Annotated in this window: 19 protein-coding genes and 3 pseudogenes; 10 read left to right on the top strand and 12 right to left on the bottom strand. The window is 71.7% G+C overall.

Going from position 1 to position 25,123, the window contains the following annotated elements; translation table 11 throughout:
- Positions 1–65: 65 nt before the first annotated feature.
- The 4 genes from AB0E91_RS21400 to AB0E91_RS21415 form a co-directional block, all read right to left on the bottom strand.
- Complete coding sequence (locus AB0E91_RS21400) at positions 66–3,350, bottom strand: amino acid adenylation domain-containing protein (RefSeq protein WP_361784048.1); 3,285 nt, start codon at positions 3,348–3,350, stop codon at positions 66–68.
- Positions 3,351–3,361: 11 nt separating this feature from the next.
- Positions 3,362–5,968, bottom strand: coding sequence for a Pls/PosA family non-ribosomal peptide synthetase (locus AB0E91_RS21405; protein WP_361784051.1), 2,607 nt, complete (start codon positions 5,966–5,968; stop codon positions 3,362–3,364).
- A 272-nt stretch (positions 5,969–6,240) separates the two neighbouring features.
- On the bottom strand, positions 6,241–7,584 hold the full coding sequence (locus tag AB0E91_RS21410) for an MFS transporter (RefSeq protein WP_361784591.1): 1,344 nt from the start codon (positions 7,582–7,584) through the stop codon (positions 6,241–6,243).
- Positions 7,585–7,648: 64 nt separating this feature from the next.
- Positions 7,649–8,113, bottom strand: a complete 465-nt coding sequence (locus AB0E91_RS21415) for a MarR family transcriptional regulator (RefSeq protein ID WP_361784054.1) — start codon at positions 8,111–8,113, stop codon at positions 7,649–7,651.
- Positions 8,114–8,292: 179 nt separating this feature from the next.
- Here AB0E91_RS21415 and AB0E91_RS21420 point away from each other — a divergent pair, with 179 nt between their 5' ends.
- From AB0E91_RS21420 to dnaK, 3 genes are all read left to right on the top strand, one after another.
- Positions 8,293–9,021: an MgtC/SapB family protein gene (locus tag AB0E91_RS21420; protein WP_361784057.1), complete on the top strand. Its 729-nt coding sequence runs from the start codon at positions 8,293–8,295 to the stop codon at positions 9,019–9,021.
- A 49-nt stretch (positions 9,022–9,070) separates the two neighbouring features.
- A complete protein-coding gene (locus AB0E91_RS21425) occupies positions 9,071–9,493 on the top strand; it encodes a hypothetical protein (protein ID WP_361784060.1) in 423 nt (140 codons plus the stop codon).
- Between the two features lie 68 nt (positions 9,494–9,561).
- Positions 9,562–11,427, top strand: a complete 1,866-nt coding sequence (gene dnaK, locus AB0E91_RS21430; protein WP_361784063.1) for a molecular chaperone DnaK — start codon at positions 9,562–9,564, stop codon at positions 11,425–11,427.
- 27 nt (positions 11,428–11,454) lie between these two features.
- Here the strand turns inward: dnaK and AB0E91_RS21435 are convergent, their stop codons facing one another.
- Positions 11,455–11,667: a hypothetical protein gene (locus AB0E91_RS21435; RefSeq protein WP_361784066.1), complete on the bottom strand. Its 213-nt coding sequence runs from the start codon at positions 11,665–11,667 to the stop codon at positions 11,455–11,457.
- A 225-nt stretch (positions 11,668–11,892) separates the two neighbouring features.
- Between AB0E91_RS21435 and AB0E91_RS21440 the strand changes: the two are divergent.
- Positions 11,893–12,126, top strand: a pseudogene (locus AB0E91_RS21440) (DNA polymerase/3'-5' exonuclease PolX); the annotation flags it as partial.
- Between the two features lie 3 nt (positions 12,127–12,129).
- Here the strand turns inward: AB0E91_RS21440 and AB0E91_RS21445 are convergent.
- The 3 genes and pseudogenes from AB0E91_RS21445 to AB0E91_RS21455 form a co-directional block, all read right to left on the bottom strand.
- Complete coding sequence (locus tag AB0E91_RS21445; protein WP_361784069.1) at positions 12,130–12,780, bottom strand: alpha/beta family hydrolase; 651 nt, start codon at positions 12,778–12,780, stop codon at positions 12,130–12,132.
- Positions 12,781–12,901: 121 nt separating this feature from the next.
- Positions 12,902–13,276 carry a mechanosensitive ion channel family protein gene (locus AB0E91_RS21450; RefSeq protein WP_361784594.1) on the bottom strand — a complete coding sequence of 125 codons (375 nt, stop codon included), beginning with the start codon at positions 13,274–13,276 and terminating at the stop codon, positions 12,902–12,904.
- Positions 13,277–13,346: 70 nt separating this feature from the next.
- A pseudogene (locus AB0E91_RS21455) lies at positions 13,347–13,538 on the bottom strand (mechanosensitive ion channel domain-containing protein); the annotation flags it as partial.
- Between the two features lie 600 nt (positions 13,539–14,138).
- Here AB0E91_RS21455 and gcvH point away from each other — a divergent pair.
- The 5 genes from gcvH to AB0E91_RS21480 all read left to right on the top strand — a co-directional run bounded on the left by gcvH (position 14,139) and on the right by AB0E91_RS21480 (position 18,525).
- The gene (gcvH, locus tag AB0E91_RS21460; protein WP_361784072.1) at positions 14,139–14,522 is read left to right on the top strand and encodes a glycine cleavage system protein GcvH; all 384 of its coding nucleotides are present in this window, start codon (positions 14,139–14,141) and stop codon (positions 14,520–14,522) included.
- 79 nt (positions 14,523–14,601) lie between these two features.
- Complete coding sequence (locus tag AB0E91_RS21465) at positions 14,602–15,633, top strand: glutathione S-transferase C-terminal domain-containing protein (RefSeq protein WP_361784597.1); 1,032 nt, start codon at positions 14,602–14,604, stop codon at positions 15,631–15,633.
- 28 nt (positions 15,634–15,661) lie between these two features.
- Entirely contained in the window at positions 15,662–15,967 is a 306-nt protein-coding gene (locus tag AB0E91_RS21470) for a DUF4235 domain-containing protein (protein WP_361784075.1), read from the top strand.
- Positions 15,968–16,199: 232 nt separating this feature from the next.
- Positions 16,200–16,985 (top strand): hypothetical protein, encoded by a 786-nt coding sequence (locus AB0E91_RS21475; RefSeq protein WP_361784078.1) that lies wholly within the window; start codon positions 16,200–16,202, stop codon positions 16,983–16,985.
- A 163-nt stretch (positions 16,986–17,148) separates the two neighbouring features.
- Positions 17,149–18,525: an MFS transporter gene (locus AB0E91_RS21480; protein WP_361784081.1), complete on the top strand. Its 1,377-nt coding sequence runs from the start codon at positions 17,149–17,151 to the stop codon at positions 18,523–18,525.
- A 39-nt stretch (positions 18,526–18,564) separates the two neighbouring features.
- Here the strand turns inward: AB0E91_RS21480 and AB0E91_RS21485 are convergent, their stop codons facing one another.
- From AB0E91_RS21485 to lnt, 4 genes are all read right to left on the bottom strand, one after another.
- Complete coding sequence (locus AB0E91_RS21485) at positions 18,565–20,517, bottom strand: GAF domain-containing protein (protein ID WP_361784084.1); 1,953 nt, start codon at positions 20,515–20,517, stop codon at positions 18,565–18,567.
- Between the two features lie 151 nt (positions 20,518–20,668).
- Positions 20,669–21,475, bottom strand: coding sequence for a 3-hydroxybutyrate dehydrogenase (locus tag AB0E91_RS21490; protein WP_361784087.1), 807 nt, complete (start codon positions 21,473–21,475; stop codon positions 20,669–20,671).
- 55 nt (positions 21,476–21,530) lie between these two features.
- On the bottom strand, positions 21,531–22,010 hold the full coding sequence (locus AB0E91_RS21495; RefSeq protein WP_161178788.1) for an NUDIX domain-containing protein: 480 nt from the start codon (positions 22,008–22,010) through the stop codon (positions 21,531–21,533).
- 66 nt (positions 22,011–22,076) lie between these two features.
- Positions 22,077–23,681 (bottom strand): apolipoprotein N-acyltransferase, encoded by a 1,605-nt coding sequence (gene lnt, locus AB0E91_RS21500; protein ID WP_361784090.1) that lies wholly within the window; start codon positions 23,679–23,681, stop codon positions 22,077–22,079.
- A gap of 432 nt (positions 23,682–24,113) precedes the next feature.
- On the opposite strand from lnt, the pseudogene AB0E91_RS21505 reads away from it, so the two are divergent.
- Positions 24,114–25,111: pseudogene (locus tag AB0E91_RS21505) on the top strand (O-antigen ligase family protein).
- Positions 25,112–25,123: the final 12 nt, after the last annotated feature.

The raw sequence follows: 25,123 nt of genomic DNA on the forward strand, positions 1-25,123 counted from the left end.
TGCCGCGGCACGGCGGGGCCGGTCGGGTTCGGGAGAGGAAAGGCAGGGGGTCAGCAGGGCGGGGGTCAGGAGGGCGCCGGCGGGGCGGCGGCCGCGAGGACCGCCTTGGCCGCCTCGTCGGGGCGCAGACGGGTGAAGTAGTGGCCCCCGTCGGGGAGTTCGTGCAGGTCCACGTGGTCGGCCAGGAGCTGCCAGTCCCGGTGGGCGTCGGCATGTCCGGCCGTGTACGGGTCGTCGGCGGCCACGACGACCGTCACCGGGGCCGCGAGCCTGGTCCGGGGCGGGTTCTCCAGGGCGTCGCAGAAGTAGCGGTGCGCGGAGAGGCAGTCGTGCCGGTAGGCGGCGCCGACGCGTCCGGTGTGCGGCGCGTCGAGTTCGGCCAGCTCGGTGTAGCCGCCTTCCGAGGCCAGCCGGGCGGCGATGGCGGTGTCGTCCCGAGCCTCCAACTCGGCGATGGAGGCGTGTCGTTCGACCAGGGTGCCGGGCAACTGCGCCGCCAGGAAGAGCCGGTTCACCTCGATCCCGCGTTCCTGGAGCCTGCGGGCGGTCTCGACGGCCGGAGCGGTGCCCGACGAGTGACCCCACAGCATGACCCGGGTCAGCCCGCGTGCGGTGATCTCGTCGGCGACCCGCCGCGCCACCTCGGCGATCGGGGCGAACGGCTCCTGGTGGGCGGCGAGATCGTGCCCCGGCAGCTCCACTGCGAGGACCTGGGTGCCGGAGGCCGCGAGCGCACTGGCCATCGGCTGGTAGTTGACGGCGTTGCCGCCCGCGTAGGGGAAGCACACGAGCGTGCTCTCCGGCATTCCGGCCGGCTCCGAAAGCGGCTGGAGCAGTTCGGCGCGCAGGCCGGTCACGTCGGTGCGCGAGCCGCTCGCGTCGGTGCGCGTACCGCTCGCGCCGTCGAGGAGGGCAGCCAGGTCGGCGAGGACCGGATGGCGGGTGATGTCCTTGAGGGACACCGCGCGGTCGAGCGCGATCGTGAGCTTCACCGCCGTGAGGGAGGTGCCGCCGGAGTCGAAGAAGTGGTCGGTGCGTCCGATCCGCTCCTCGGGCAGGCCCAGCAACTCGGCCCAGACGGCCGCGAGTCCGCGCTCGGCCGGGGTGCGCGGGGCGTCACCGGCGTCCTCCCGCGCGGGCGCGCTCCGCTCGGCCAGCGCGGTCAGTGCCTTCCGGTCGGTCTTGCCGTTGGCGGTCAGCGGCAGGGCGGAATGCCAGTGGAAGGCGGACGGCACCATGTAGGCGGGCAGGTCGGCGGCGAGCGCGTCGCGCAGCGTGTCCACGGGGAGCTGTCGCCCGGAGTGGAAGGCGATCAGGTGCTTGCCCTGTCCGGGCCGGTCGGCGACGACCACCGCGCCGTCGCGCACACCGGGCACCCGCAACAGGGTGTTCTCGATCTCCCCGATCTCGATACGGAAGCCCCGGATCTTGACCTGGTTGTCCCGGCGCCCGAGGAACTCCAGCTTGCCGCCCGGGTGCCAGCGGCCCCAGTCACCGCCCAGGTAGAGCCGCTCGCCGGGACGGTAGGGGTCGTCCAGGTACGCCTCGCGGGTCCGTTCGGGGTCGTTGACGTAGCCTCGGCCGACGCAGACGCCGGAGAAGGCGATGAGGCCGGGGGCGCCGAGCGGGACCAGGTCCAGCCGCTCGTCCACGACGTACACGCGCACGTTGTTGACCGCTCGTCCCAGCAGCACGCGCTCACAGGGGCCGTCGATGATCTCGTGGTTGGTGTCGTCCGAAGTCTCGGTCAGGCCATAGGCGTTGACCAGCTTGATCCCGGGCTGGACGGCGAACCAGCGTTGCGTGAGTTCCGGCTTCAGCGCCTCGCCGGTCACCGACACACAGCGCAGATCGGGGAGTTCGCGGGGGTGCTGCTCCAAGTAGGAGACCAGCACCTCCAGATAGGAGGGCACGAGCTGGGTGACGCCGACCCGGGCCTCGGTCAGTGTGTCGACGAAGCGCTCCACGTCGACCAGCACGTCCTGTCCGACCAGCAGTGTCCGGCCGCCGACGAGCAGCCCGGACACCAGCTGCCACAGGGAGATGTCGAAGCACTGCGGTGCCGTCTGGGCCACCGTGTCGCCCTCGCCGATGCCCAGGTCGTCGATCTTGGCGAAGAGGTGGTTGACCATGCCCGCGTGCTCGCACATCGCCCCCTTCGGCTCACCGGTGGAGCCGGAGGTGAAGTAGATGTAGGCGAGTTGGCTGGGGTCCACCGCGACACCGGGGTCGTCGTCGGCGTGCGTCTCGGCGTACGCGTCCTCGACGAGCAGCTTCTCCGTCTCGGGGACGGTGGCGAGCGCCCGGTCGAGGGTGTCGGCGCTGTCCTTCTCGGTCAGCACCAGCCGGCACCCGGCCCGGGACAGCGTGGCCGCGATCCGGCCGGGCGGGAAGTGCGGCTCGATCGGCAGATAGGCGCCGCCCGCCTTGAGGACCGCGAGGGTAGCGGCCAGCCAGTCGAGATTGCGTTCGGTGACGACCGCGACCACGTCCTCGCGGTCCAGGCCCCGGACCAGCAGCGCGCGGGCCAACCGGTTGGCGCGGGCGTTGAGTTCGCCGTACGTCCACTGCCGCTCGCCCTGCACCGCGGCCACCGCGTCCGGGTGGGTCCGGGCACGCCGCTCGAAGAGTTCGTGCGCCCGTGCGTCGGGGAGATCCCGCTCGGGGCCGGCCAGCCCCTCCAGCAGTTCGCGCAGCTCCCGCGCCGACAGCAGGCTCTGCCGGGTGTGCTCGGCGTCCGGGTCCGCGGTCATCAGGTTCAGCGCCGTGAGGTGGTAGCCCGCAATACGGGCCGCGCTCCCGGTGTACAGGACGTCCGTTCGGTAGCGCAGCCGCAGCGCGGGTGCTCCCCCGTTCCCAGTCCAGCCCACGTGCAGCACGACGTCGTCGGCGAGGGTGCCGTCGCCCGCCCCGCAGGTGACCTCGTACGACGGTTCGGTCAGGGCCAGTTCGTACCGGAGCGCGGCCACCGGGAAGTCCCGGTGCGCGAACACGTCGGCCTGTGCGCGGTGTGCCGCCGCGACCAGGTCGCGCCAGGTGCCGGGGGCGGCGGAGAGGCGGAGCGGCAGGGGTTCGCCGGTCGCGTCGGCGATGTGGCCCGTGACCACGTCCTGTTCGCCGGAGAGGGCGGCCAGAACCTTGGCGTGGACCGCCAACAGGAGGGTTTCGAAGGGCACTTGGAGCTCACGTGCCAGTGCGTGCACGGCGTCCGCCAGGGGTCCGGGCAGGGGCACCTCGTACTCGGCCACGCCGGATGCCGGGTCCCCGGTCCACCTCGGGACCTGGGTGAAGCCTCCGGCGGTGAGTATCCGGGTCCAGAAGTCCCGGTCCGCCTCCACGTGCGCTTCCATCGATTGCTCCCTCAACTCACGGTTGTTGCGGCGGCGTTGTCCAGGGACGGGGGTGTTCTGCGGCCGGGTCCGGCGGGTGGCACCGCGGTCTCGGGCAGGTCGGCGGCGGGGTTGCCGCCCCAGCGCGCGTGCGGGGGGACCTCCTCGCCCTTCATCAGGAAGGAGTCGGGCGCGAGCACGGCGCCGTCGCCCACCTTCACGCCGTAGTGCACATGCGCGGCGACGCCCAGCGTGCAGTCGGCGCCGATCCTGGTGACGGCGGACTTGAAGGTGCCGTCCTCCTGCGAGTGGCACTGGATCTTGCAACCGGCGTTGAGCGTCGCTCCGTCACCGATGGCGGTGAGGGTGCGCTCGGTGATGAAGCTGCCGTCGTCGAAGACCATGCGGCCGATGCGCACACCCATCAGGCGCCAGATCAGGGTCTTGTAGGGGGTGCCGTTGAAGATGTTCAGGTGCTGGTCCGGGATCTTCCACAGCCGCTCCTGCTTCCAGAAGGAGGGGTCGTAGATGGAGCACAGCTGGGGGCGCAGTCTGCGGAAGGACAGCAGGCAGCGTTCCACGACGATGTAGTAGAGCGTGGACAGCAGCAGCGTCAGCGCCATGTACCCGGCGATCACGAAGTGCCCCACCACGCCGTACAGGTTCACGGTGGCCAGCCCCAGGAAGGTGAGCGCCAGAACGTGCACCCAGCGCACGAACAGCATCAGGGCCATCGAGCGCAGGTTGTAGCGGTTCTTCGCGGCGAGGCTCCGGCGCAGCGTGTCGCCGCTTCTGAGGTGGTCGAACCGCGCGTCGCGTTCCACCGTGCGGGGGATCTCGAAGCACGGCGAGCCTAGGAGTCCGACGCCTTCGCGGACCTCGCCGTCCAGGGGCACCATCACCTTGGTGGCCAGCAGGCAGTTCTCGCCGGTCCGGCCGCCGGTGGGGTAGGCGATGTTGTTGCCGAGGAAGTTGTGCGCGCCGATCGTCGCCCGCGAGAGGCGGAACGAGGTCGCCGAGTAGTCCGCGTTGACGACGGAGAGGCCGTCGGCCACCATCGTGCCGCTGCCCACGGTGACCAGCAGCGGGCTCTCGTGCTGCATCTCGGTGCCGAAGTTCGAGCCGGTCTGCTCGACGTGCGAGAGGTCGTAGCCGATGGCGCGCAGGTAGTTCACGATGTACGAGCTGTCGCCGAAGAGCCACGCGAAGAACTTGATGTTGGTCATGCGCGCGGTCGCCCGGTGCACCGCGTACTGGAAGCCGTAGAGCGGGTACACGCGGTCCGGGCGGACGACGAGGCCAAGCAGGCGCGGGAGGGTGCACAGCGCGGCGAAGCCCAGGACGACGAAGCCGGCGAAGAGGACCAGGGAGAGGATCAGCGAGTCCCACGCCAGCTCGGACAGCGTCAGCGCGGCCGCGGGCTCAAGGCGCTTGCGGATCGCCGGCACCTCGGTGAACAGCATGTACATCCCGCCCACACCCAACGGGATGTACAGCAGGAGCAGTTGGAGCAGGGAGGCGCAGCCGAACCAGGTCCGGCGCAGGGTGCCGCAGGGGGCCGGGGCGACCCGCAGATAGTCGACCTCGGTGGGCTCGGCGGGCGATCCGTGCCGGTGCTCGCCGTCGGGGACGGCCTGTCCCCGGTGCAGGGACGACGAGTGGCCGAGCTGCGCGCCGTCGCCCATCGACGTGTCGATGTCCAGGATGGTCTTCTCGCCGATGTACACATCGCGGCCGAGGGTGATCCGGCCGGTCTGGATGCGTCCCGTGTGTGCCCGGTAGCCGAGCAGGAACGTGTCCTTGCGGACGATGGTGCCGGAGCCGATCGTCAGGAGGTCGGTGCAGACCGGCATCGAGTGGGAGAGGATCGTGACGCCCTTGCCGATCCGCGCGCCCAGCGCCCGCAAATACAGCACGTACAGCGGATTTCCGACGAAGAGGAGCATCGGATTGGCGTGGAGCAGCGACTTGACGACCCAGAAACGCAGGTACGCGGCGCTCCATACGGGGAATTCAGCGGATTTCCAGCGGCCGATCAATACCCATTTGGCGACGACCGGTATGGCGCACAGCACCAGGAATCCGGCACCGCCGAACAGCAGGGACCGCAGATAGATGTCCCACAGTCCCGAACCGCCGGCGACCCATTCGTATCCGGCGGCGGTGCTGAATCCGGCGACCAGTGAATAACCCAGGAAGCACAGCGTCTGCAATGTTCCGCACAGTACGTGGGAGGCCCGGCTCGCCCGCTTCACCGGCTCCGGCGGTGTCGCCCGCACCAGCGGTGAGACGGGGGCCGGGGCCTCTGCGAGGGGCTGGGCGGACCGGTCGAGCGCCGTCGCCAGGCTGCGGAGCGTGGGGTGCTGGTAGATGTCCTTCATGGACGGGGAGGGCAGATCGCCGCGTTTGCGGACCCGCGCACAGAATTGCGCCATGACCAGGGAATTCGCGCCGAGGTCGTCGAAGAAATTGCCGTCGGGGGAAATGTTCTCGACCCCTACGACGCCGGCCAGCACTTCCGCGAGACGCTTTTCGGTGTCCGCTCTTGCCGGACCGGGGCTGTCGCACCTGGTGACGGCGCCGCCTTCCGGGCCCTCCCTGACTATCTCCGGGTGGACCTCCGAGGACTGCTCCACCATTTGATCTCCTCGAAGAGGTCTGGATCGCTGGCCGCTTCAGTTTCGGTCCGCGACCGCGAGGCTGCCACTCCGAGTCGATCACCCCGGGAACGGGAATACGCCTGGCAAGCCCGTGATCCCTGGGTGCACGCGTATGAGCGGCACTCCAGGGATCACCTGAACGGCGGAGCCCGGGGCGGGGCGGACAGGCGGTGCTCAGCCGGCCACTTCGAGTGACCGCGGCCATTCCTCGACGGTGCCGACGCCGGCGCCCGGCCGGCGGACAGGACCGTTCACTTCGCGGTCCGCGCGTCGGCTGCCGTCGCCCGGCCCAGCGTGCGGTCGAACACCGTGAGCAGCAGATAGAGCGCACCGGCGCCGAGCATGACCCGGGCGAGGTGGTGCATCCCGGCGGTGTCGGCGTGGCGGCCGAAGGACGCGGCGGTCGCGGAGGAGGCGACCATCGAGCCGAGGTAGGCGAAGGTGCGCAGCAGTCCGGCCGAGGAGGCGATGCGGTCGGGGTCGGCCTGGAAGTAGACGGAGTTCTGGAGAGCCAGGTTGTTCAGCCCCTGCGGGATGCCGAAGACGAGGGCGACCAGCGGCAGCGTCCAGAGCGGGCTCTTCCCGGTGAGCGTGAGGATCAGCAGACAGGCGACGATCTGCCCGACCGCGCCGAGCAGCAGCTTGCCGCGCACCCCCTTGCGGCGCCCGGAGACGATCGAGACCCCGATGGCCATGAGGAACATGGGGATCTGCGCCAGCCCGGCGTGGAAGGGGCTCAGCCCGTAGCCCTCCTCGGTCCACTGGCTGAAGCCGTAGAGGAAGGCGTAGGAGACGACGTACGCGACGAGCGCGCGGCCGTACGTCGCGATCAGTGGCGTGTTGCCGCCGAGGACCCTCAGGTCGATGAAGGGGTCGGCGGCCCGCAGTTCCCGCAGTGCGAAGGCGGTTCCCGCGACGGCTGCGATCAGCAGCAGGTACCAGTCGCGCAGATGCAGGTTCATCAGGAAGAGCAGCAGCGAGGTCAGCGTCGCGGCGAACAGGGCCATGCCGGGCAGGTCGAGCCGGGCGGCGGCCGCAGACCCGGGCGCGGCCGTACGAGGGGCGGACCTGGGCAGCCGCCACAGGCCGAGCAGTACGGCGACGACGGCCAGCGGGACGTTCAGCGCGAAGGTGGCGCGCCAGCCGCCGACCGCGATCAGCAGGCCGCCGAGCAGGGGGCCGACGACGGCGATGGTCTGGTTGGCGACGGCGAGCGCGGTCAGCACCCCGCCGGGACTGTCGTGGCCGGTGCGCCGGGCCTCGCTGCGCAGCAGGGCCATCGCGGCGGGGTAGCCCGCGCAGGTGCCGAACCCGAGCAGGACGCGCGCGACGATCAGCACCCCGAGGTTCGGCGCGAGGGTGCCGACGACACCGGCGACACCGACGAGGCTCGTGCTGATCAGGAACAGCCTGCGCGGCCCGAACAGGTCGATGAGCCGCCCCACGACGGGTTGCCCGAGTGAGGTGGCCAGGTAGAGCGCGGAGACGAGCCAGGCGGTCTGGGAGGCGGGCGCGCCCAGGGCGGCGCCGATGGGGACGAGCGCGACGGAGATGATCGTCGAGTTGACCGGGTTCAGGACGGAGCCCAGCATCATCGGCGGCAGCAGCCGCCGGTCGAAGCCGGGCCGGTCCGTCCCGGGTATCGCGTCCGTCCTCGCGTCAGTCACGGGTCAGCCGCTCCAGTACGGCCATGGCGGTGATCACGGTCTGCCGTTCGTCCTCGGTGCACCTCTCCAGCAGCCGCTCCGCGAGCCATTCCGTACGGGCCTGGCGTCCCTCCTCCACGCGGCGCCTGCCCTCGTCCGTCAGCACGATCAGCAGGCGGCGCCCGTCGTCCGGGTCGGGGTGGCGCTCCAGCAGGCCCATCGCGGCGAGCGCGGCGACGGTCGCGGTCATCGACTGGTGCCGTACGCCCTCGTCGGCGGCCAGCTCGCTCGCCGTGACACCACCCTTGTCGGAGAGGCGGGCCAGGACGGACGCCTGTCCCAGGGTGAGGTCGTCGACCTCGGACGCCTTCAGGATGCGGCGGCGCAGTCGGCTGATGACCGTCCGGACGTCGCGCGAGGCCTGGATCGCGGAGGGCGGCAGGCCCGGGTCCGGGCTCGGGTTCGGGTGCTCACTCATGCGGCTTCTCACTCATGTGGTCCACCGTAATCTCTACAGTCTTAGCTGTACAGCTTTACCTGTGCAGCGTGATCACGAAGACTCCAGAAGGGCTACCATCCGTGACGTAACGTTTCCGGTGAGTCACGCACGGCATGGCTCTCCGGCCGGTAGGCGTAGGGGCCGGAGTGGAGGTGCGCATGACCGGACTGGCCGTCCCGTTGTGGGACGTGAGTCACGGGCAGGGGCTGCGGCAGCTGGCGGAGCTGGGGCTGGCGCTGGTCCTGTCGAGTGTCATCGGCTGGGAGCGGGCGGCCCAGCAGAAGAGCGCGGGTCTGCGCACGCACACCCTGGTCGGCATCGCCAGCGCCCTGATGATGGAGGTCTCCCAGTACGGCTTCACCGATGTACTGGGTCTGGAGCACGTCTCGTTCGACCCGTCGCGGGTGGCGGCCCAGATCGTCTCCGGGATCGGCTTCATCGGCGGCGGCATCATCTTCGTGCGCCGCGACGCCGTGCGCGGTCTGACCACGGCCGCCACGGTCTGGCTCACCTGCGCGGTCGGCATGGCCTGCGGCGGCGGGCTGCCGATCCTCGCCATCGCGGTCACCGTCCTGCACTTCCTCGTCGTGCGCGGCTATCCCCGCCTCGCCGCCGGGATGATGCCCTCGACGCCCTCCGCCTACGAGCTGCACATGACCTACCGCACCGGCACCGCGCTGCTGCCCCAGCTGATGGAGGAGTGCACCCGGCGCGGGTTCCGCATCGTCCAGGTCAAGGTCGAACGGCTGCCCGGGCAGACCGATCCCGCCGCCCATGTCCTGCTCGAACTGGAGGGCATGGGCGACACCGGCGAGCTGACTTCGGAGCTGTTCCAGCACCCCGGCGTGACCGACGTCGCGCTCAACGCGTCCACGGACGACGACTGACGGTCCCGGACCGGCGCCCGGCCGCCGCCCGGCGCAGAATGGAAGAGTCATGGCACGGATGTCGGTCGACGGTGACGAACTGGTCGTGCGCCTCTCGCCGCGGGAACGGCTGGCGGCCCGCCGCACCGATGTACGCGTGCCGCTGTCGGACGTCCGCCGCGTGACCGCCGAGCCCGACTGGTGGCGCGCGCTGCGGGGAGTCCCCCTGCGCGGCACCCGGCGGATCGGCACCCGCTCCCACCAGGCAGGGACGGACTTCACCGTCGTACGGCCCGGGACACCCGCCGTGTGCGTCGAGCTCCGGCCGCCCGCGCCTTTCCGCCTCCTCGCCGTCTCCGTGCCGACCCTGGCGGACGCCCGGAGTACGGCCCGGTCGCTGGGCCGGAGCGCGCCGGCGATCGACATGTCCACGCGGTACAGGCAGCCGCTTCCGGTGCCCGGGGAGGGCCCGCCCGGAGCGGCCTTGCCATGAGGGCGTTTCGTCCCGGGTCTTCGCGGCAACCCGGTCTGCCGGGGCACAGGCGAGGAGGGTGAGCCCAGATGACGCGTCCGGTCGGCATCGACCTCGGTACGACGAACTCGGTGGTCTCGGTCCTCGAAGCCGGGGAACCCACCGTCGTCACCAACACGGAAGGGGCGCGGACCACTCCCTCGGTGGTGGCCTTCGCCAAGAGCGGCGAGGTCCTGGTCGGCGAGGTCGCCAAGCGGCAGGCCGTGACGAACGTCGAGCGCACCGCGCGCTCCGTCAAACGGCATGTGGGCGACCACGGCTGGCGGTTCCCGGACCAGGGGGACATCGACGGCAGGCGGTACACCGCGCAGGAGATCTCCGCGCGGGTGCTGCAGAAGCTCAAGCGCGACGCGGAGGCGTACCTCGGCGAGGACGTCACCGACGCCGTGGTGACCGTCCCGGCCTACTTCGACGACGCGCAGCGGCAGGCGACCAAGGAGGCCGGGGAGATCGCGGGCCTGAACATCCTGCGGATCGTGAACGAGCCGACGGCGGCGGCCCTGGCGTACGGACTGGACAAGGAGAACGACCAGACGGTCCTCGTCTTCGACCTCGGCGGCGGCACCTTCGACGTGTCGCTCCTGGAGATCGGCGAGGGCGTCATCGAGGTCAAGGCCACCAACGGCGACACGCGTCTGGGCGGCGACGACTGGGACCAGCGGGTCGTCGACCACCTGGTCACGACCTTCAGGAACCATCACGGCATCGATCTCGCCAAGGACAAGATGGCCGTGCAGCGGCTGCGCGAGGCCGCCGAGAAGGCGAAGATCGAGCTGTCCAGCGCGACCGAGACCACCATCGCCCTGCCGTACATCAGCGCCTCCGCCGACGGTCCGATGCACCTGGAGGAGAAACTGACCCGCGCGCAGTTCCAGCAGCTGACGGAGGATCTGCTGGAGCGCTGCAAGGGGCCGTTCCACAACGCGGTCAAGGACGCCGGGATCAAGCTGGCCGACATCGACCATGTGATCCTGGTCGGCGGTTCGACCCGGATGCCGGCGGTGACGGAGCTGGTGCGGGAGCTGACCGGCAAGGACCCGCACAAGGGCGTCAACCCCGACGAGGTCGTGGCCGTCGGCGCCAGCCTCCAGGCCGGTGTCCTCAAGGGCGAGGTCAAGGACATCCTGCTGCTCGACGTGACCCCGCTGTCCCTGGGCATCGAGACCAAGGGCGGCATCATGACCAAGTTGATCGAGCGCAACACCACGATCCCGACGCGCCGTTCGGAGATCTTCACCACCGCCGAGGACAACCAGCCCTCGGTGAGCGTGCAGGTCTTCCAGGGCGAGCGGGAGATCGCGGCGTACAACAAGAAGCTCGGCATGTTCGAGCTGACCGGGCTGCCGCCCGCCCCTCGTTCGGTGCCGCAGATCGAGGTGGCCTTCGACATCGACGCCAACGGGATCATGCACGTCTCCGCCAAGGACCTCGGCACCGGCAGGGAACAGAAGATGACCGTCACCGGCGGCTCGGCGCTCGCCAAGGACGACATCGACCGCATGGTCCGCGAGGCCGAGCAGTACGCGGAGGAGGACCACCGCCGCCGTGAGGCCGCCGAGACCCGCAACCAGGCCGAACAACTCGTCTACTCCACCGAGAAGCTGATCAGGGACAACCCCGAGAAGATCCCGGCGGACGCGCGGCACGAGACGGAGACCGCGATCGCGGAGCTGAAGGAGCGGCTCAAGGGCGAGGACACAGCCGCGATCCGGTCGGCCCTGGAGCGGGCGAGCGAGTCGGCGCAGAAGCTGGGCGCCGCGCTGTACGACACCTCGCGGGCGGAGAGCGCGGGGAGCTGGCCGCCGCCGTCCGACGCGGGTTCCGCCACGGGCTCGACCGACGAAGAGGTGGTGGACGCCGAGATCGTGGACGACGACAAGCGGGAGACGGGCTGACCGGGGTCCTGGAAACGGCACCCGGTCTCAGCGGGCGCACCCCACGTCCAGCACCTCGATCACGTCCCCGTGGACGGTGTAGACGAGCCAGCACCACTCGCCGAACGCGGCTGCCAGCTCCGGGGGTTCGGACTCCGCGTCCCTGGTGACCGCGTCGATGAGCGTGATGATCTCCGCGTGCATCTCCTCCGGCACACCGAAGAGCACCATGGCGGCCTGTGGAATCAGTTCGACTCGCATGGCGCCCTCGCAGCCGGGCCGGTACGCGCCGCCGCGTCGGCCGCGCGGTTCCGGCCCACTCGGTGACCGGACAGAATCCCTTACGACCACCATAGGAATGAATGCCGCGTTCCTGTCTACCCGGACGGCATGACTCGACCCAATGACGACGTCGCGGCGCTGTTCCAGGAGTACGCGGACCTGATCTCGATCACCGGCGGAGAGGCGTACAGGGCGCGCGTCCACGAGAAGGCCGACCTGCGCGACGAGGACATCCTGCGCGCCCGGCGCCACGGCCTGAAGTTCGCCGTCGACAGCGACGCGCACGCGGTGCTTCATCTGGCCAACACCCGTTACGGGGTGGGGACGGTGCAGCGCGGGTGGCTGACCAGGGACGGTGTGATCAACACGTGGCCGGAGACGCGGTTGCGGCGTTTTCTGCGCAAGGGGCGGCGGTTCGGCGCTCGAAACGCCTCGTGACTGTCACTGGCGGCGCAACCGCTCCTCGCACCACTCCCCCGCCAGCCGCGCGACCTCCTCCAGGGTGCCGGGTTCCTCGAAGAGATGGGTCGCGCCCGGTATGACGCGCAGCTCGTGCGGGGCGCGCAGCCGTGCCGCGGCCTCCTCGTTGAGGCGCAGCACCTCGGGGTCGTCTCCGCCGACCAGCAGGAGAACCGGGGCGCGTACCTGCTCCAGGGCGTCCCCGGCCAGGTCGGGGCGGCCGCCCCGGGAGATCACGGCATAGACCCGCACCGGTCGTTCGGCCGCGGCCACCAGGGCGGCGGCGGCCCCGGTGCTCGCGCCGAACAGGGCCACCGGCAGATCCTTCGTGCTCTCCGGCTCCGCCAGCCAGTCGATCGCGGCGACGAGCCGACGCCCGAGGAGCGGGATGTCGAAGCGGTGCTCGCCGGTGACCATGTCCTCCAGTTCCTCGCGTTCGCTGAGGAGGTCCATCAGCAGCGTGCCGAACCCGGCGTTCCTCAACGCACCGGCCACCATGCAGTTGCGCGGACTGTGCCGGGAACTCCCGCTGCCGTGCGCGAACAGGACCACCGCCCGCGCCCCGTCGGGCAACCCGAGATCACCCTCCAGCGCGGCGTCCTCGGCGGGAATCAGCACCGTCTCGGAGATCACCGCCACCATCTCCTTCCAGGGCCGGACGGCGGTCCTTGCCGCGTACCCGTCCACGGCACGCGGAATCACGTTCCGGAATCACGTATGCGATCACGTACCGGAATCGCGCACGCGCCCGGGCTCAGCCCGCGCGTCCCACGGCTTCGGTGCCCGCGCCCTCGTTGCGGAGCCAGATCGTGCGCTGGGGGAACGGGATGTCGATGCCCGCGGCGTCGAGCGCCTCCTTCCCGCGGCGGCGCAGTTCGCGGGTGACGCCCCACTGCTGGAGCGGGACGGTCCTGACCGCGAGGCGGACGACGACGCCGTCGGCGTCGAGGGACTGCACGCCCCACACGCCGGGGTTCTCGAGGAGCAGGTCGGCGAAGGCCGGGTCCTGGCGAAGGGCGCGGCCGGTGTCCTCCAGGACCTGGTGGACGGTGTCGAGGTCGGCGTCGTAGGCGACGGCGACGTCCAGGACGGCGCGGGCCCAGTCCTGGCTGTCGTTGCGGACCCGCAGGACCTCGCCGTTGCGGGATGTGCCACAGGCCGCCGTTCAGATCGCGTACGTGGGTCAGGCGCAGGCCCACGTGCTCGACCTCGCCCACGGCCTCGCCGAGGTCGACGGTGTCCCCCACGCCGTACTGGTCCTCGAACATGATCAGGAGCCCGGAGAGATAGTCGGCGACCAGGCTCTGCGCGCCGAAGCCGATGGCCAGGCCCACCACACCGGCGCCGGCCAGCAGCGGGCCGAGGGCTATGCCGACCTGGTCGAGGATCATGGCGGTGCCGAGCAGGGCCAGCACGATCGTGACCACGCTGCCGAGGACCGAGCCGATCGTCCGGGCCCGCTGTTCACGGCGCTGCGAGGCGCGGGAGCGGTCCCGGAGCAGGACGGCCGCTCCTCGTCCGGAGCGCGGGCGGCGCGGCGCGCCCTCTTCCCCGCCGGGCTCCAGGACGCGCTGCACGACACGGGTGATGGCGCGCTGGGCGACCCAGCGGATCACCCCCAGGACGACGACGATGAGGGCGATGCGCAGCGGCACTTCGACCAGCGCCGTGGTGTGCTGCTCCAGCCAGTCGGGCCATGCGGCGAGCTGGACGGCGGTGGCTGCCTCGGGGTGCGAGGCCGGGTGCGGTGTCGGCACGACTACTCCGTTTGCTGACGGCGTTCACGTTCGGGTGCCGCCCCTGCCCCGGATCACGCGATGCATGATCAACGAGGTCGGGTGGTGTCTCGGCCCCCGCCGACGGCCGCCGCTCCCTCCACCTGTCAACCCCCGTTGACGCTTCGTCGGCCACACCGGGACGCCTCGCCCGATTCCGTGATCATCTCGGGCAGGATGAGCCCGCCGATCGGCCACGACACCCCTGGAGCGAGCATGTCCAACATCCCGTCCGAGCTGCGGTACACCGAGTCCCACGAGTGGGCGCGCAAGGAAGCGGACGGCACGGTGGCCATCGGGATCACCGACCACGCGCAGAAGGCTCTCGGCGACATCGTCTTCGTGGAGTGCCCGGCGAGCGGGCGAACCCTCCAGGCCGGCGACCCCTTCGGTGTGGTCGAGTCGGTCAAGGCCGCGACGGATCTCTACGTGCCGCTGGACGGCGAGGTGATCGCCGTGAACGAGGAGGTGTCCGAAAGCCCGGAGCTGATCAACGACGAGCCCTACGACACCTGGCTCGTCAAGCTCAAGCCGTCGAACGCGGCCGCGTACGACAAGCTGCTCGACGCCACCGGGTACAAGGCCCTCATCGACGGATGAGCCATGCCGCGGCCGACGGTGAGGAGACGACATGGGTGACGACGACATGCGTGACGGCGACGACATGGGTGACCGCGACATGGGTGACGGCGACAAGGGCAACAGGGCGTACGGCCACAAGCCGTTCAAGCGCTCCCGGAGCCACTTCACCGACCGCGTCACCGCCGACGGCCGTGACGGGTGGCCGGTGGAGTCCGGCCGTTACCGGCTGGTGGTCTCCCGCGCCTGTCCGTGGGCGAGCCGTGCCGTGATCTCCCGTCGGCTGCTCGGCCTGGAAGAGGCGCTGCCCATGGCGGTGACCGACCCGATCCAGGACGACCGGAGCTGGCGGTTCACCCTGGACCCCGACGGGCGCGACCCGGTGCTCGGCATCCGCCATCTCGCCGAGGCGTACGAGAAGCGGGAGCCGGGCGCCCCCGGCGGGGTGAGCGTCCCCGCGATCGTGGACGTGCCCAGCGGCAAGCTGGTGACCAACGACTACCAGCAGCTCACCCTCGACCTGGCCACCGAGTGGACCGCCCTGCACCGCGCGGGCGCACCGGACCTGTACCCGGAGCCCCTGCGCGACGAGATCGACGAGGTGATGGAGGGCGTCTACCGGGACGTCAACAACGGCGTCTACCGTGCCGGATTCGCCACCCACCAGAAGGAGTACGAGGAGGCGTGCGCCGGGGTCTTCCGGCGCCTGGAGACGCTGGCCGAACGGCTCGCCGGGCAGCGTTATCTGGTCGGGGACACCATCACCGAGGCGGACATCCGGCTGTTCACCACCCTGGTCCGCTTCGACCCCGTCTACCACGGCCACTTCAAGTGCAATCTGTGGAAGCTGACGGAGAACCCGGTGCTGTGGGCGTACGCACGGGACCTGTTCCAGACACCGGGGTTCGGTGACACGGTGGACTTCGACCACATCAAGCGGCACTACTACCAGGTCCACTCCGGCATCAACCCGACCGGCATCGTGCCGCTCGGCCCGGACCTCGCCGGCTGGACGACCCCGCACCACCGCGAGCGGCTGGGCGGCCGCCCCTTCGGCGACGGGACGCCGCCCGGTCCGGTGCCGCCGGACGAGCGGGTCGGTCCGCCCGGGCAGCCCGGACAGCCCGCATGAGTGGCGCCCGGCGAGGTAGAAGCCTCCCATGGCGAAGAAGACGACCCGACGCAAACTGCCGCTGGCCTACAAGCCCGTGGGCTTCGTACTGAGCTGGACCGGCGGCGCCCTGGCCGGGCTGGCGTTCCGCAAGGCGTGGATGGCGATACGGCACGAGGAGGACGCCCCCGACGCGCTCGACCGCGACCGCGGCTGGGGCGAGATCCTGTTCGCGGCGGCGCTCCAGGGCGCGATCTTCGCGGTGGTGCGCAGCGCCGTCGACCGCACGGGGGCGAAGGCCATCGAGCGGTCGACCGGGGTGTGGCCGGTCGCGGACCGGGGCGGGCGCGACTGACATCGGCGGGGGTCCGGTCTCGGCTCGGGCTCGGGTTCGGGCTCCGGTCCCGTCCAACTGCCGTACCGGGCACGGGTCCTGGCGCGATCAGCCGCTGCCCGCGTTGTACGAGCGGCCGACCGGTCCGGCGCGCCCGCCGGGATGGGCAACGGGCCGGACGGGAGGCCCGCGTCTTAGGCCGGATGCCGCGTCAGGATGCGGGGCCCCTCCGCAGCGCCGGAGGATCACGATCATGCGCCTCCTCACTTTCGCCCCGTCATGCGTCCGGCCCGCGCGACCCCGTGGTGCTCGGCTCCTCATATCCGCCGTCGCGTGCGGCGCCCTGCTGACGGCGGCCACCGGCTGCGGCGGCACCGACGAGCGCGCCAAGCCCGGCGGCCCGGCACACAACGGCAACCCGGCGGCGGCCGGCTCCGCGCACCCGGTGTCCGGTCCGGGAATTCCCGGCATCGGAGAACGGACCGGGGCGCGCATCCCGGCCGGCACCCGTCAGCTCGTGGTCGTCTACGGCGAGGACCGCGACTCCCCCGACAGCCTCGCCGTGCTGTACGAGAAGCACGGCACCCAGTGGGAACGCACCGCCGCCTGGCCCGCGCACAACGGCCGCCTCGGCTGGACGACGGACCATCGGATGGACGACGAACGCAGCCCCGCCGGCGTCTTCACCCTCACCGACGCCGGAGGCTCGCTCAGGAGCCCGGGCACCAAACTGCCGTACTGGTACGACGACAACGCCTTCGCCGCCTCCATCAACCAGGACGACGAGAACCACGCCCACGACTTCGACTACGTCATCGCCATCGACTACAACCACCTCAAGGGCACCCCGCCCTTCGACTGGAACCGTCCCGACGGCGTGGAGAAGGGCGGCGGCATCTGGCTCCACGTCGACCACGGCGACGGCACCTCCGCCTGCGTCACCGTCCCCGAGTCCGGGATGAAGACCCTGCTCCGCACCCTCGACCCGGCGCGGCATCCCGCAGTGGTCATGGGTGACCGGCAGCGCCTGATGCAGTGACGGACCGTCCGGTCGGCCCGTCGAACGGCCCCTCCTCCATGGTGGGCGCACTCACTCCCGCGCCCAGAACTATGGTGTCCCACCACATACGACCCTGACCTGCGCGTTCCTACCGTGTGGCGACACGCATTCCGTCCCCGTCACACGCCAGGAAGTGGTGCCGATGTCGTCACCTATGAGCGCCCCGTCCGCTCCAGCGAAGCTCCCCCGTATCGTCGCCGCCAGTCTCGTCGGGACCACCATCGAGTGGTACGACTTCTTCCTGTACGGGTCGGCGGCCGCGCTGGTGTTCAACAAGCTGTTCTTCCCGGACTCCGATCCGCTCGTCGGGACACTGCTGTCGTTCCTGACGTATGCGGTCGGGTTCGCGGCGCGGCCGCTCGGGGCGCTGGTGTTCGGGCACTACGGTGACCGGCTGGGGCGCAAGAAGCTGCTGGTGCTGAGTCTGCTGCTGATGGGCGGTGCGACCTTCGCCATCGGTCTGCTGCCCACGCACGCGACCATCGGAAGCGCCGCACCGGTGCTGCTGACGCTGCTGCGTCTGGTGCAGGGCTTCGCGCTCGGTGGCGAGTGGGGCGGTGCCGTCCTGCTGGTGTCCGAGCACGGGGACGCGCGCAGGCGTGGCTTCTGGGCCTCGTGGCCGCAGACCGGCGCGCCGGCCGGGCAGCTGCTGGCCACCGGTGTGCTGTCGCTCCTCACCGGCGTCCTCTCGGACGACGCCTTCGGCAGCTGGGGCTGGCGCATCCCGTTCCTGCTCTCCGGCGTACTGGTGATGGTCGGTCTCTGGATCCGTCTCTCCGTCGACGAATCACCCGTGTTCAAGGAGGCGCTGGCCCGGGCCGAGTCCAGGAAGGACGACGTGGAGGAGAAGCTTCCGATCGTCTCCGTGCTGCGCCACCACTGGCGGGACGTGCTCGTCGCGATGGGCGCCCGCATGGCGGAGAACATCAGCTACTACGTCATCACCGCCTTCATCCTCGTCTACGCCACCACGTCCGCGGGCGTCTCGAAACAGACCGCGCTCAACGCCGTACTCATCGCCTCGGCCGTGCACTTCGCCGTCATCCCGGCCTGGGGCGCCCTGTCCGACCGGATCGGACGCCGGCCCGTGTACCTGCTCGGTGCGGCGGGCATCGGGCTGTGGATGTTCCCGTTCTTCCAGCTCGTCGACAAGGGATCGTTCGGCTCTCTGATCCTGGCCGTCACCGTCGGACTGGTGCTGCACGGAGCCATGTACGCGCCCCAGGCCGCCTTCTTCGCCGAGATGTTCGCGACCCGGATGCGCTACTCCGGTGCCTCCATCGGTGCCCAGTTCGCCTCCGTCGCGGCCGGTGCGCCGGCCCCGCTGATCGCCACCGCGCTGCTCGAGGAGTACGACAGCTCCACGCCGATCGCGCTGTACGTGATCGCGGCCGCCGTCCTGACGCTGATCGCCGTGGGTGTCGCCCGCGAGACCCGGCACCGTGACCTCGCCCAGGTGACGGAGCGGGGCGGGGATCGGACCGACGCGAGTGCGGCCGCCGAGGCGCGGACGGCGTGAGCCGTACTTGACCTCGACCGGCCTCCGCGCGGGGGCCGGTCAGTGCCGTCCCGGTACCGCCAGCCCGTGCAGCCGCAGGGCCAGTTGGATCTCCAGGGCGCGGGACGGTGTCTGCCAGTCGGCGCCCAGGAGCCGGCCCACCCGTTCCAGCCGCTGGGCCACGGTGTTCACGTGCACATGGAGGGTGTCCTTGGTCCGGGCCGGGCTCATGCCGCAGGCGAAGTAGGCGTCCAGCGTGTGCAGCAGATCGGTGCCGCGCCGTTCGTCGTAGGTCACGAGCGGGCCGATGGTGCGCTCGACGAAGCCGCCGACGTCCCGGTCGGCGGCGAGCAGCAGGCCGAGGAAGCCGAAGTCCTCGGCCGCCGCGCCGTCTCCGCCGCGTCCGAGGAGGTGCAGCGCGTCGAGGCACCGGCGGCCCTCGGCGTAGGCGGCGGCCACCGCGTCGGGCCGGTCGGCGAGGCCGGTGACGGGGGCGGAGGCGCCGACGGTGACCGGCAGGCTGACGGCCGCGCCGAGGTCCCGGGCGGTGCGGCGGGCCAGACCGGTGGCGCCGTCGCCGTCGGCCAGCGGGAGCAGGAGTACGGTGCCGCCGTCGCGCGTGGCGGCCAGGCCGTGCCGGGTGGCGGCGAGGTGGGAGGCGGCGGACCACAGGCGCCGACGGGCGGCGGCCTCCTCGTCGGCGTCGGCCGTGGGCGCGTCGAGCCGGGCCGCGAGAACCACATGGGTGGCGTCCAGGTCGGCGTGGAAGCGCGCGGCGCGTTCGCGCAGCAGGCGTGGGTCGCGGTCGCGGGCGTCCAGCAGGTCGTCCAACAGCTCGCCGCGCACCCGGCGTTCGGCCTCGGCGGCGGAGCGGCGGGCGAGCAGGAGCAGTGAGGTGACCATGGCGGCCCGCTCCAGGGTGAGCTGGTCGACCGGGTCCAGGTCCGGGTGGCCGCGCAGCACCAGGGCGCCGAGGGACTCGCCGCCCGCGACGAGGGCGGCGATCCAGTCGGTGCCGTGCCGCACCGCGTGCCCCTCGGAGCGGGATGCCTCCAGGGCTTCGGCGGGTGCCGTGCCGGTCTCGGTGAACTCGACGGTGGCGCCGAGGACTTCGGAGACGGCGGCCGCCACGTCCGCTACTCCCCCGCCGCGCAGGACGAGTTCGGCAAGACGGTCGTGCACCTCGGAGGCGCGCTCGATGACGGCGCTGCGGTCGCGGATGATCTCGTTGGCGCGTTCGAGCCCGGCCAGGGCTGAGCGGGTCTCGGTCAGCAGGTTGGTGGTGTCGATGGCGGCCGCCGCGAGGGCCGCGAACGAGCCCAGCAGGGCGATCTGTTCGCGTTCGAAGACCCGGGCACGCCGGTCGGCGGCGTACAGGACGCCGATGACGTGCGGGCCGAGCATGAGCGGTACCCCGAGGATGGCGACCAGCCCCTCGTCGCGCACCGCCGTGTCGATGGTGCGGGTGTGCCGGAAGCGGGCGTCCTGGAAGTAGTCCTCGGTGACGTACGGCCGCGCGGTCTGGGCGACGAGACCACCGAGCCCCTCGCCCATGCCGAGACGGAGCTGCTGGAAGCGGGCGGAGACGCAGCCCTCGGTCACCTGGAGGTAAGTGTCGCCACGGTCCTGGGCGTTGAGGCTGAGGTAGGCGGTGTCGGTGCCGAGCAGGGAGCGGGCGCGCTGCACGATGGCCCGCAGGACGGCGTCCACGTCACGGAGTCCTGCCAGGTCGTGGGCGGTCTCGAAGAGCGCGGAGAGTTCCGCCTCGCGGCGGCGGCGTCCTTCCAGTTCCGCGCGGACACGCAGCGCGAGGAGCTTGGCGCGCTCCAGCGCGGCGATCCGCTCGGCGGGCAGACCCTCGGCGCGGGCGAGCAGCACCGGGCGTTCGTACATCTCCGGGGAGGCGTCCCGGGCTAGGAGTTCGAGGTACGGAATCTCCGTACCCGGTGGGGGCGGTGCCGCGACGGTCCCGGTGCCGGGGCCCGCGGCCTGGTGGGCTTGATCGCGAGACATGGTCACAGCATCGCCCATCGGGCGCCGGACGCGTCAGCCCTGTGGATAACTCTGCCTACGGGCGCAGTGGGGCTGTTCGACCGTGGCCTGTCCCGACGCGGGGCGCCTGGCCACGCCCCCTCTGGCCACGCCCCGTCCGGCCGTGGCGCGTTCAGTGGGCCGTCCATCCGCCGTCCATCACGAGGGAGGTGCCGGTGATGAAGGATGCCTGCGGGGCGCACAGATAGGCCACGGCCTCCGCGACCTCGTCCGGTTCGATCAGACGTTGGAGGGCGCTGTCCTTGAGCAGGACCTCGGAGAGCACGCGTTCCTCGGGGATGCCGTGGGCGCGGGCCTGGTCGGCGATCTGCTTCTCGACCAGTGGGGTGCGCACATAGGCCGGGTTCACACAGTTCGAGGTCACGCCATGGGGGGCGCCTTCCAGAGCGGCCGTCTTGGACAGTCCCTCGAGCCCATGTTTGGCGGCCACATAGGCGGACTTGAAGGCCGAGGCCCGCAGCCCATGGACGGAGGACACATTGACGATGCGGCCCCAGCCCTGTGCATACATATGGGGCAGCGCGCCCCGGATGAGCCGGAAGGGCGCCTCCAGCATCACGGTCAGCACCGTGTGGAAGACCTCGGGCGGGAACTCCTCCAGCGGGCGCACCAGCTGGAGCCCGGCGTTGTTGACCAGGACGTCGGTGTCCGCGGCGGCCCGTTCGGCGGCGTCGAGGTCGGTGAGGTCGAGAACGTGCGGGACGACCGCGCCCGCCATGTCCCCGGCCTGCTCGGCCAGTTCGGTCAGGCCCGCCGCGTCCCGGTCCACGGCCCTGACCTCGGCCCCGGCGGCCGCGAGCCGCAGCGCGCAGGCCCGGCCGATCCCGCCGGCCGCCCCGGTGACGAGGGCGACGCGGCCGCCGAGGTCCAGGGGGACGGAGTACGGGCGGGGGCCGGGCTGCGGGCTGGGCGAGGTCATGTGCCGAACCCTAAGTGGGGCAGGTGGCTCACCACATGTGGTGATGACCCATACTTCAGCCGCTGGTCATAGGGTCGAACCATGTGGGTGCATCGGACATGGCCTGCTTGATCCGGAACAGCGCGAAGTCGTTCAGGTCGGGCAGCGCGTCCACCGCGTACCAGCCGACCTCCAGCGACTCGTCGTCGTTGACCCGCGCCTCGCCTCCGGTCGCCCGGCACCGGAAGGTGATGTCCATGTACTGGCAGACGTCGCCGTTGGCGTACGTGACCGGCTCCAGCGCCTGGACGAGGACGACCCGTTCGACGACGCAGTGCACGGCCGTCTCCTCGTGGACCTCCCGCACGGCGCAGGCCGCGGGCTGCTCGCCCGGCTCCGGGATGCCGCCGATCACCGACCACTCACCGGTGTCGGTGCGGCGGCCCAGGAGCACCCGGCCCGCGTCGTCGAAGACGATCGCGGTGACTCCGGGGAGCCAGAGCAGCTGATGGCCCGCCGAGGCCCGGAGCGTACGGATGAATTCAGGTGTAGCCATGGGCCGACCCTATGACCCCGTACCTCCCCCGCGTACCGCTTCGGGGGGCGTACGGCGGTCGTACGGCTACGCGCGCCCGGCGCGCCGACCGCGCATCCCGGCGCCGATGGCCCAGCCGAGGCCGCCCGCGGCGACCAGGACCAGCGCGATCTCGGGCAGGACGCCGAGGCGGGTCGCGGGCGTCTCGGAGGAGCGCAGCGGGATCTTCTCGTCCAGGTGGGCGGGCACGAACATGCCCGTCTTCCGGACGACCTTGCCGTCCGGCATGATGACCGCGCTGACGCCGCTGGTGACCGGCACGGTCACGGCCCGGCTGTGCTCGACGGCGCGGACGCGGGACATCGCGAGCTGCTGGTAGGTCATCTCGCTGCGGTCGAAGGTGGCGTTGTTGCTCGGCACCGAGATCATCTGCGCGCCGTGGGTGACGGTGTCGCGCACGGCCCAGTCGAACGCGGCCTCGTAACAGGTGGCGAGCCCGACCTTGGTGCCGTCGATGCGGAACACGCCGGGCTTGTCGCCCCGGCTGAAGTCCTGGCGGACCATGCCGGTCCACTCGCTGTTGATCGCGCCGACGAGCGAGCGCAGCGGCAGGTACTCGCCGAAGGGCTGGATCTGCCGCTTGTCGTAGGTCTGGGTGGGGCCCTTGCCCGGGGTCCACAGGATCTGCTCGTTGAGGAGCTTGCCGTTCCGCTCCACGACCGAGCCGACCGAGATCGGTACGCCGACGGCCCGGGCGGCGTCGTCGATGACGATGGCGGCGTCGGGGTAGGCGAAGGGGTCGATGTCGGAGGAGTTCTCCGGCCACAGCACGAAGTCGGGGCGGGGTTCCTTGCCCGCCTTGACGGCGGCGGCGAGCTTGAGGGTCTCGCGCGCGTGGTAGTCGAGCACGGCCCGCCGCTGGGCGTTGAACTCCAGACCCGCGCGGGGCACGTTGCCCTGGATGAGCGCGACCGTGGCGGTGCCGTCCTCGGCCTTGTCGCTCACCAGGGCGCGGGCGGCGACGGCGCCCACGACGGGCACGGCGACGCTGAGCAGCGCGGCCACGGCGGCCGAGCGGCGCACCTCGCGGGCGCGGCGGCGCTCGGTGACGAGCCGTACCGCCTCGTACAGGCCGAAACCGCACAGGACGACCGCGAAACCGAGCACGGGGGTGCCGCCCACCGCGGCGAGCGGCAGGAACACGCCGTCCGCCTGGCCGAAGGCGATCTTGCCCCAGGGGAAGCCGCCGAAGGGCATCCGCGCGCGGACCGCTTCGCCGGCGGTCCACATGGCGGCGGCCCACACCGGCCACGCGGGCAGCCGGGACACGGTCGCGATGCCCGCGCCGACCAGGGCGACGAAGACCGCCTCGATGACGACCAGCGCGAGCCAGGGACCGGGACCGACCTCCACACCGGTCCACACCAGCAGCGGCAGCAGACAGCCGAGCCCGAAGAGGTAGCCGAGGCCGAGGGCCGCCTTCCAGGTGCGGCCGCGCAGCGCCCACGCGAGACCGGCGAAGGCGGGCAGTGCCAGCCACCACAGGGGGCGCGGCGGGAAGCTGAGGTACAGCAGCACACCGCACAGGGCGGCGACGGCGGCCGGGACCAGGCGCAGCAGACGGCGGCGGCCCGGCGAGACGGGCGGCCGGAGCTGTTCCGGCTGGTCCACGGAGGTAGCGGTGACGGTCACGCGGGGAGTCTACGGCGCGGGGTGTGACCGCTGACAGCGCGGGCCGGGCCGCCGACCTGCACGGTCCTGGGGACCGGTCCGGAAAACCGGCGGTCCCTGTGTGGTGCGACACCATGTGGTCCGCGTGCCTGGGGGGACGTGGTCCGCGTATGTGGTGGGACCCCATGTGGTCCGCGCCCGGACCGCAAGGCGGACGGCCCGCCTCCACCCGGAATCGCGACCTTCCCGCGCAACTCGTCCACAAACCGGCCATCAGCCGTTACGGTGTGGCCCAGTCTCGGCGGTGCGGCCGGTCCCGGTGCGCGCGGCGAGGCCGCGGCCACAGGTCGGGGGACCGGGTGCGAGGGGCGACGGGTGGGGTCGACGGGGATGACGCGCGCGACGGAGACGGACGCGGAGCGGGTGGGGCGGAACGTTTCGGACGGGGCGGGCATGATCCTGCTCGGCCTGTGCGCGCTGTGGGCCCTGATCACGGCGGCGGCGCACGACGGACGCCCCGAGGGTGTGCTGCTCGCGGTGCTCGCGGCGGCGGCCGGTTACGCCACGGGGCGCATATCCGGGGCGCTGCTTCCGGTGGCGGCGCCGTGCGCGGGGGCGGCGGCCGGGCTGGTGCTGGCGGTGACGATGCCCGCGCTGCTGCCCGGTCCGCCGTACGCCGTCCCGCTCGGGCACACCGGCGCCACCGCCGCCCTGCTGGCGCTGGCCACCGGCGCGGCGTGCTGTGCGGCATGGGCGACGCCCGTACCCGCGCTGAAATCGGCGCTGTGGCTGCTGGCCGCGCTGATCGTGCTGTCCGGTGCCGTCGTGGGGTCACCGGTGGCTGCGTCGCGAGTGGGGCGGTGCTGCTCTGTTCGCTCGTCGCGGGCTCGATGCCCCACAGGGGTGTCGGGACAGCGGGACTGGCCCTGGCCGCGGGCGGCACGGCGGCCGGGGTGTGGGCGGTGGCGGCGGGCGCGCTGCCCAGCGGTGTCGTGGAGGCGGTCACCGAGCGGATCGGCCCGTACCGCGTCCACCTGTGGCAGGACGCGCTGAGACTGGCCCAGCAGGCACCGCTGGCCGGGGTCGGTCCCGGCCGTTACGGCCGGCCGGGCGGTGTCGCCCCGGACGTCCCGGCCGAGGCCGGACCGCACTCGGCCCCGTTGCAGCTGCTGGCCGAGCAGGGGCTTGTCGGAGTGCTGCTCCTCGCGGCCGTCTACTGCTGGGTGCTGCACGCCCTGTGGCGCGCCCCGCGTCCGACCCCGGTCGTGCTGACGACGGGCGCGGCCCTGACGGTCCTGGCGGTCCTCGCCTCACTGGGCAACGTGCTGAGCTTCACCACCGTGACGGCGGGCGCGGGGCTGCTCGCCGGATGGGGCACGGCCCGCCCCTGGGCGGACGAGGAACTCACGCCCCACGAGGATGCGGTGGCCGGGGAGCGGACGACGATCTGAGCGGGGTGGCGC

Source organism: Streptomyces sp. NPDC026659 (assembly GCF_040638245.1).
Classification (GTDB): Bacteria; Actinomycetota; Actinomycetes; order Streptomycetales; family Streptomycetaceae; genus Streptomyces.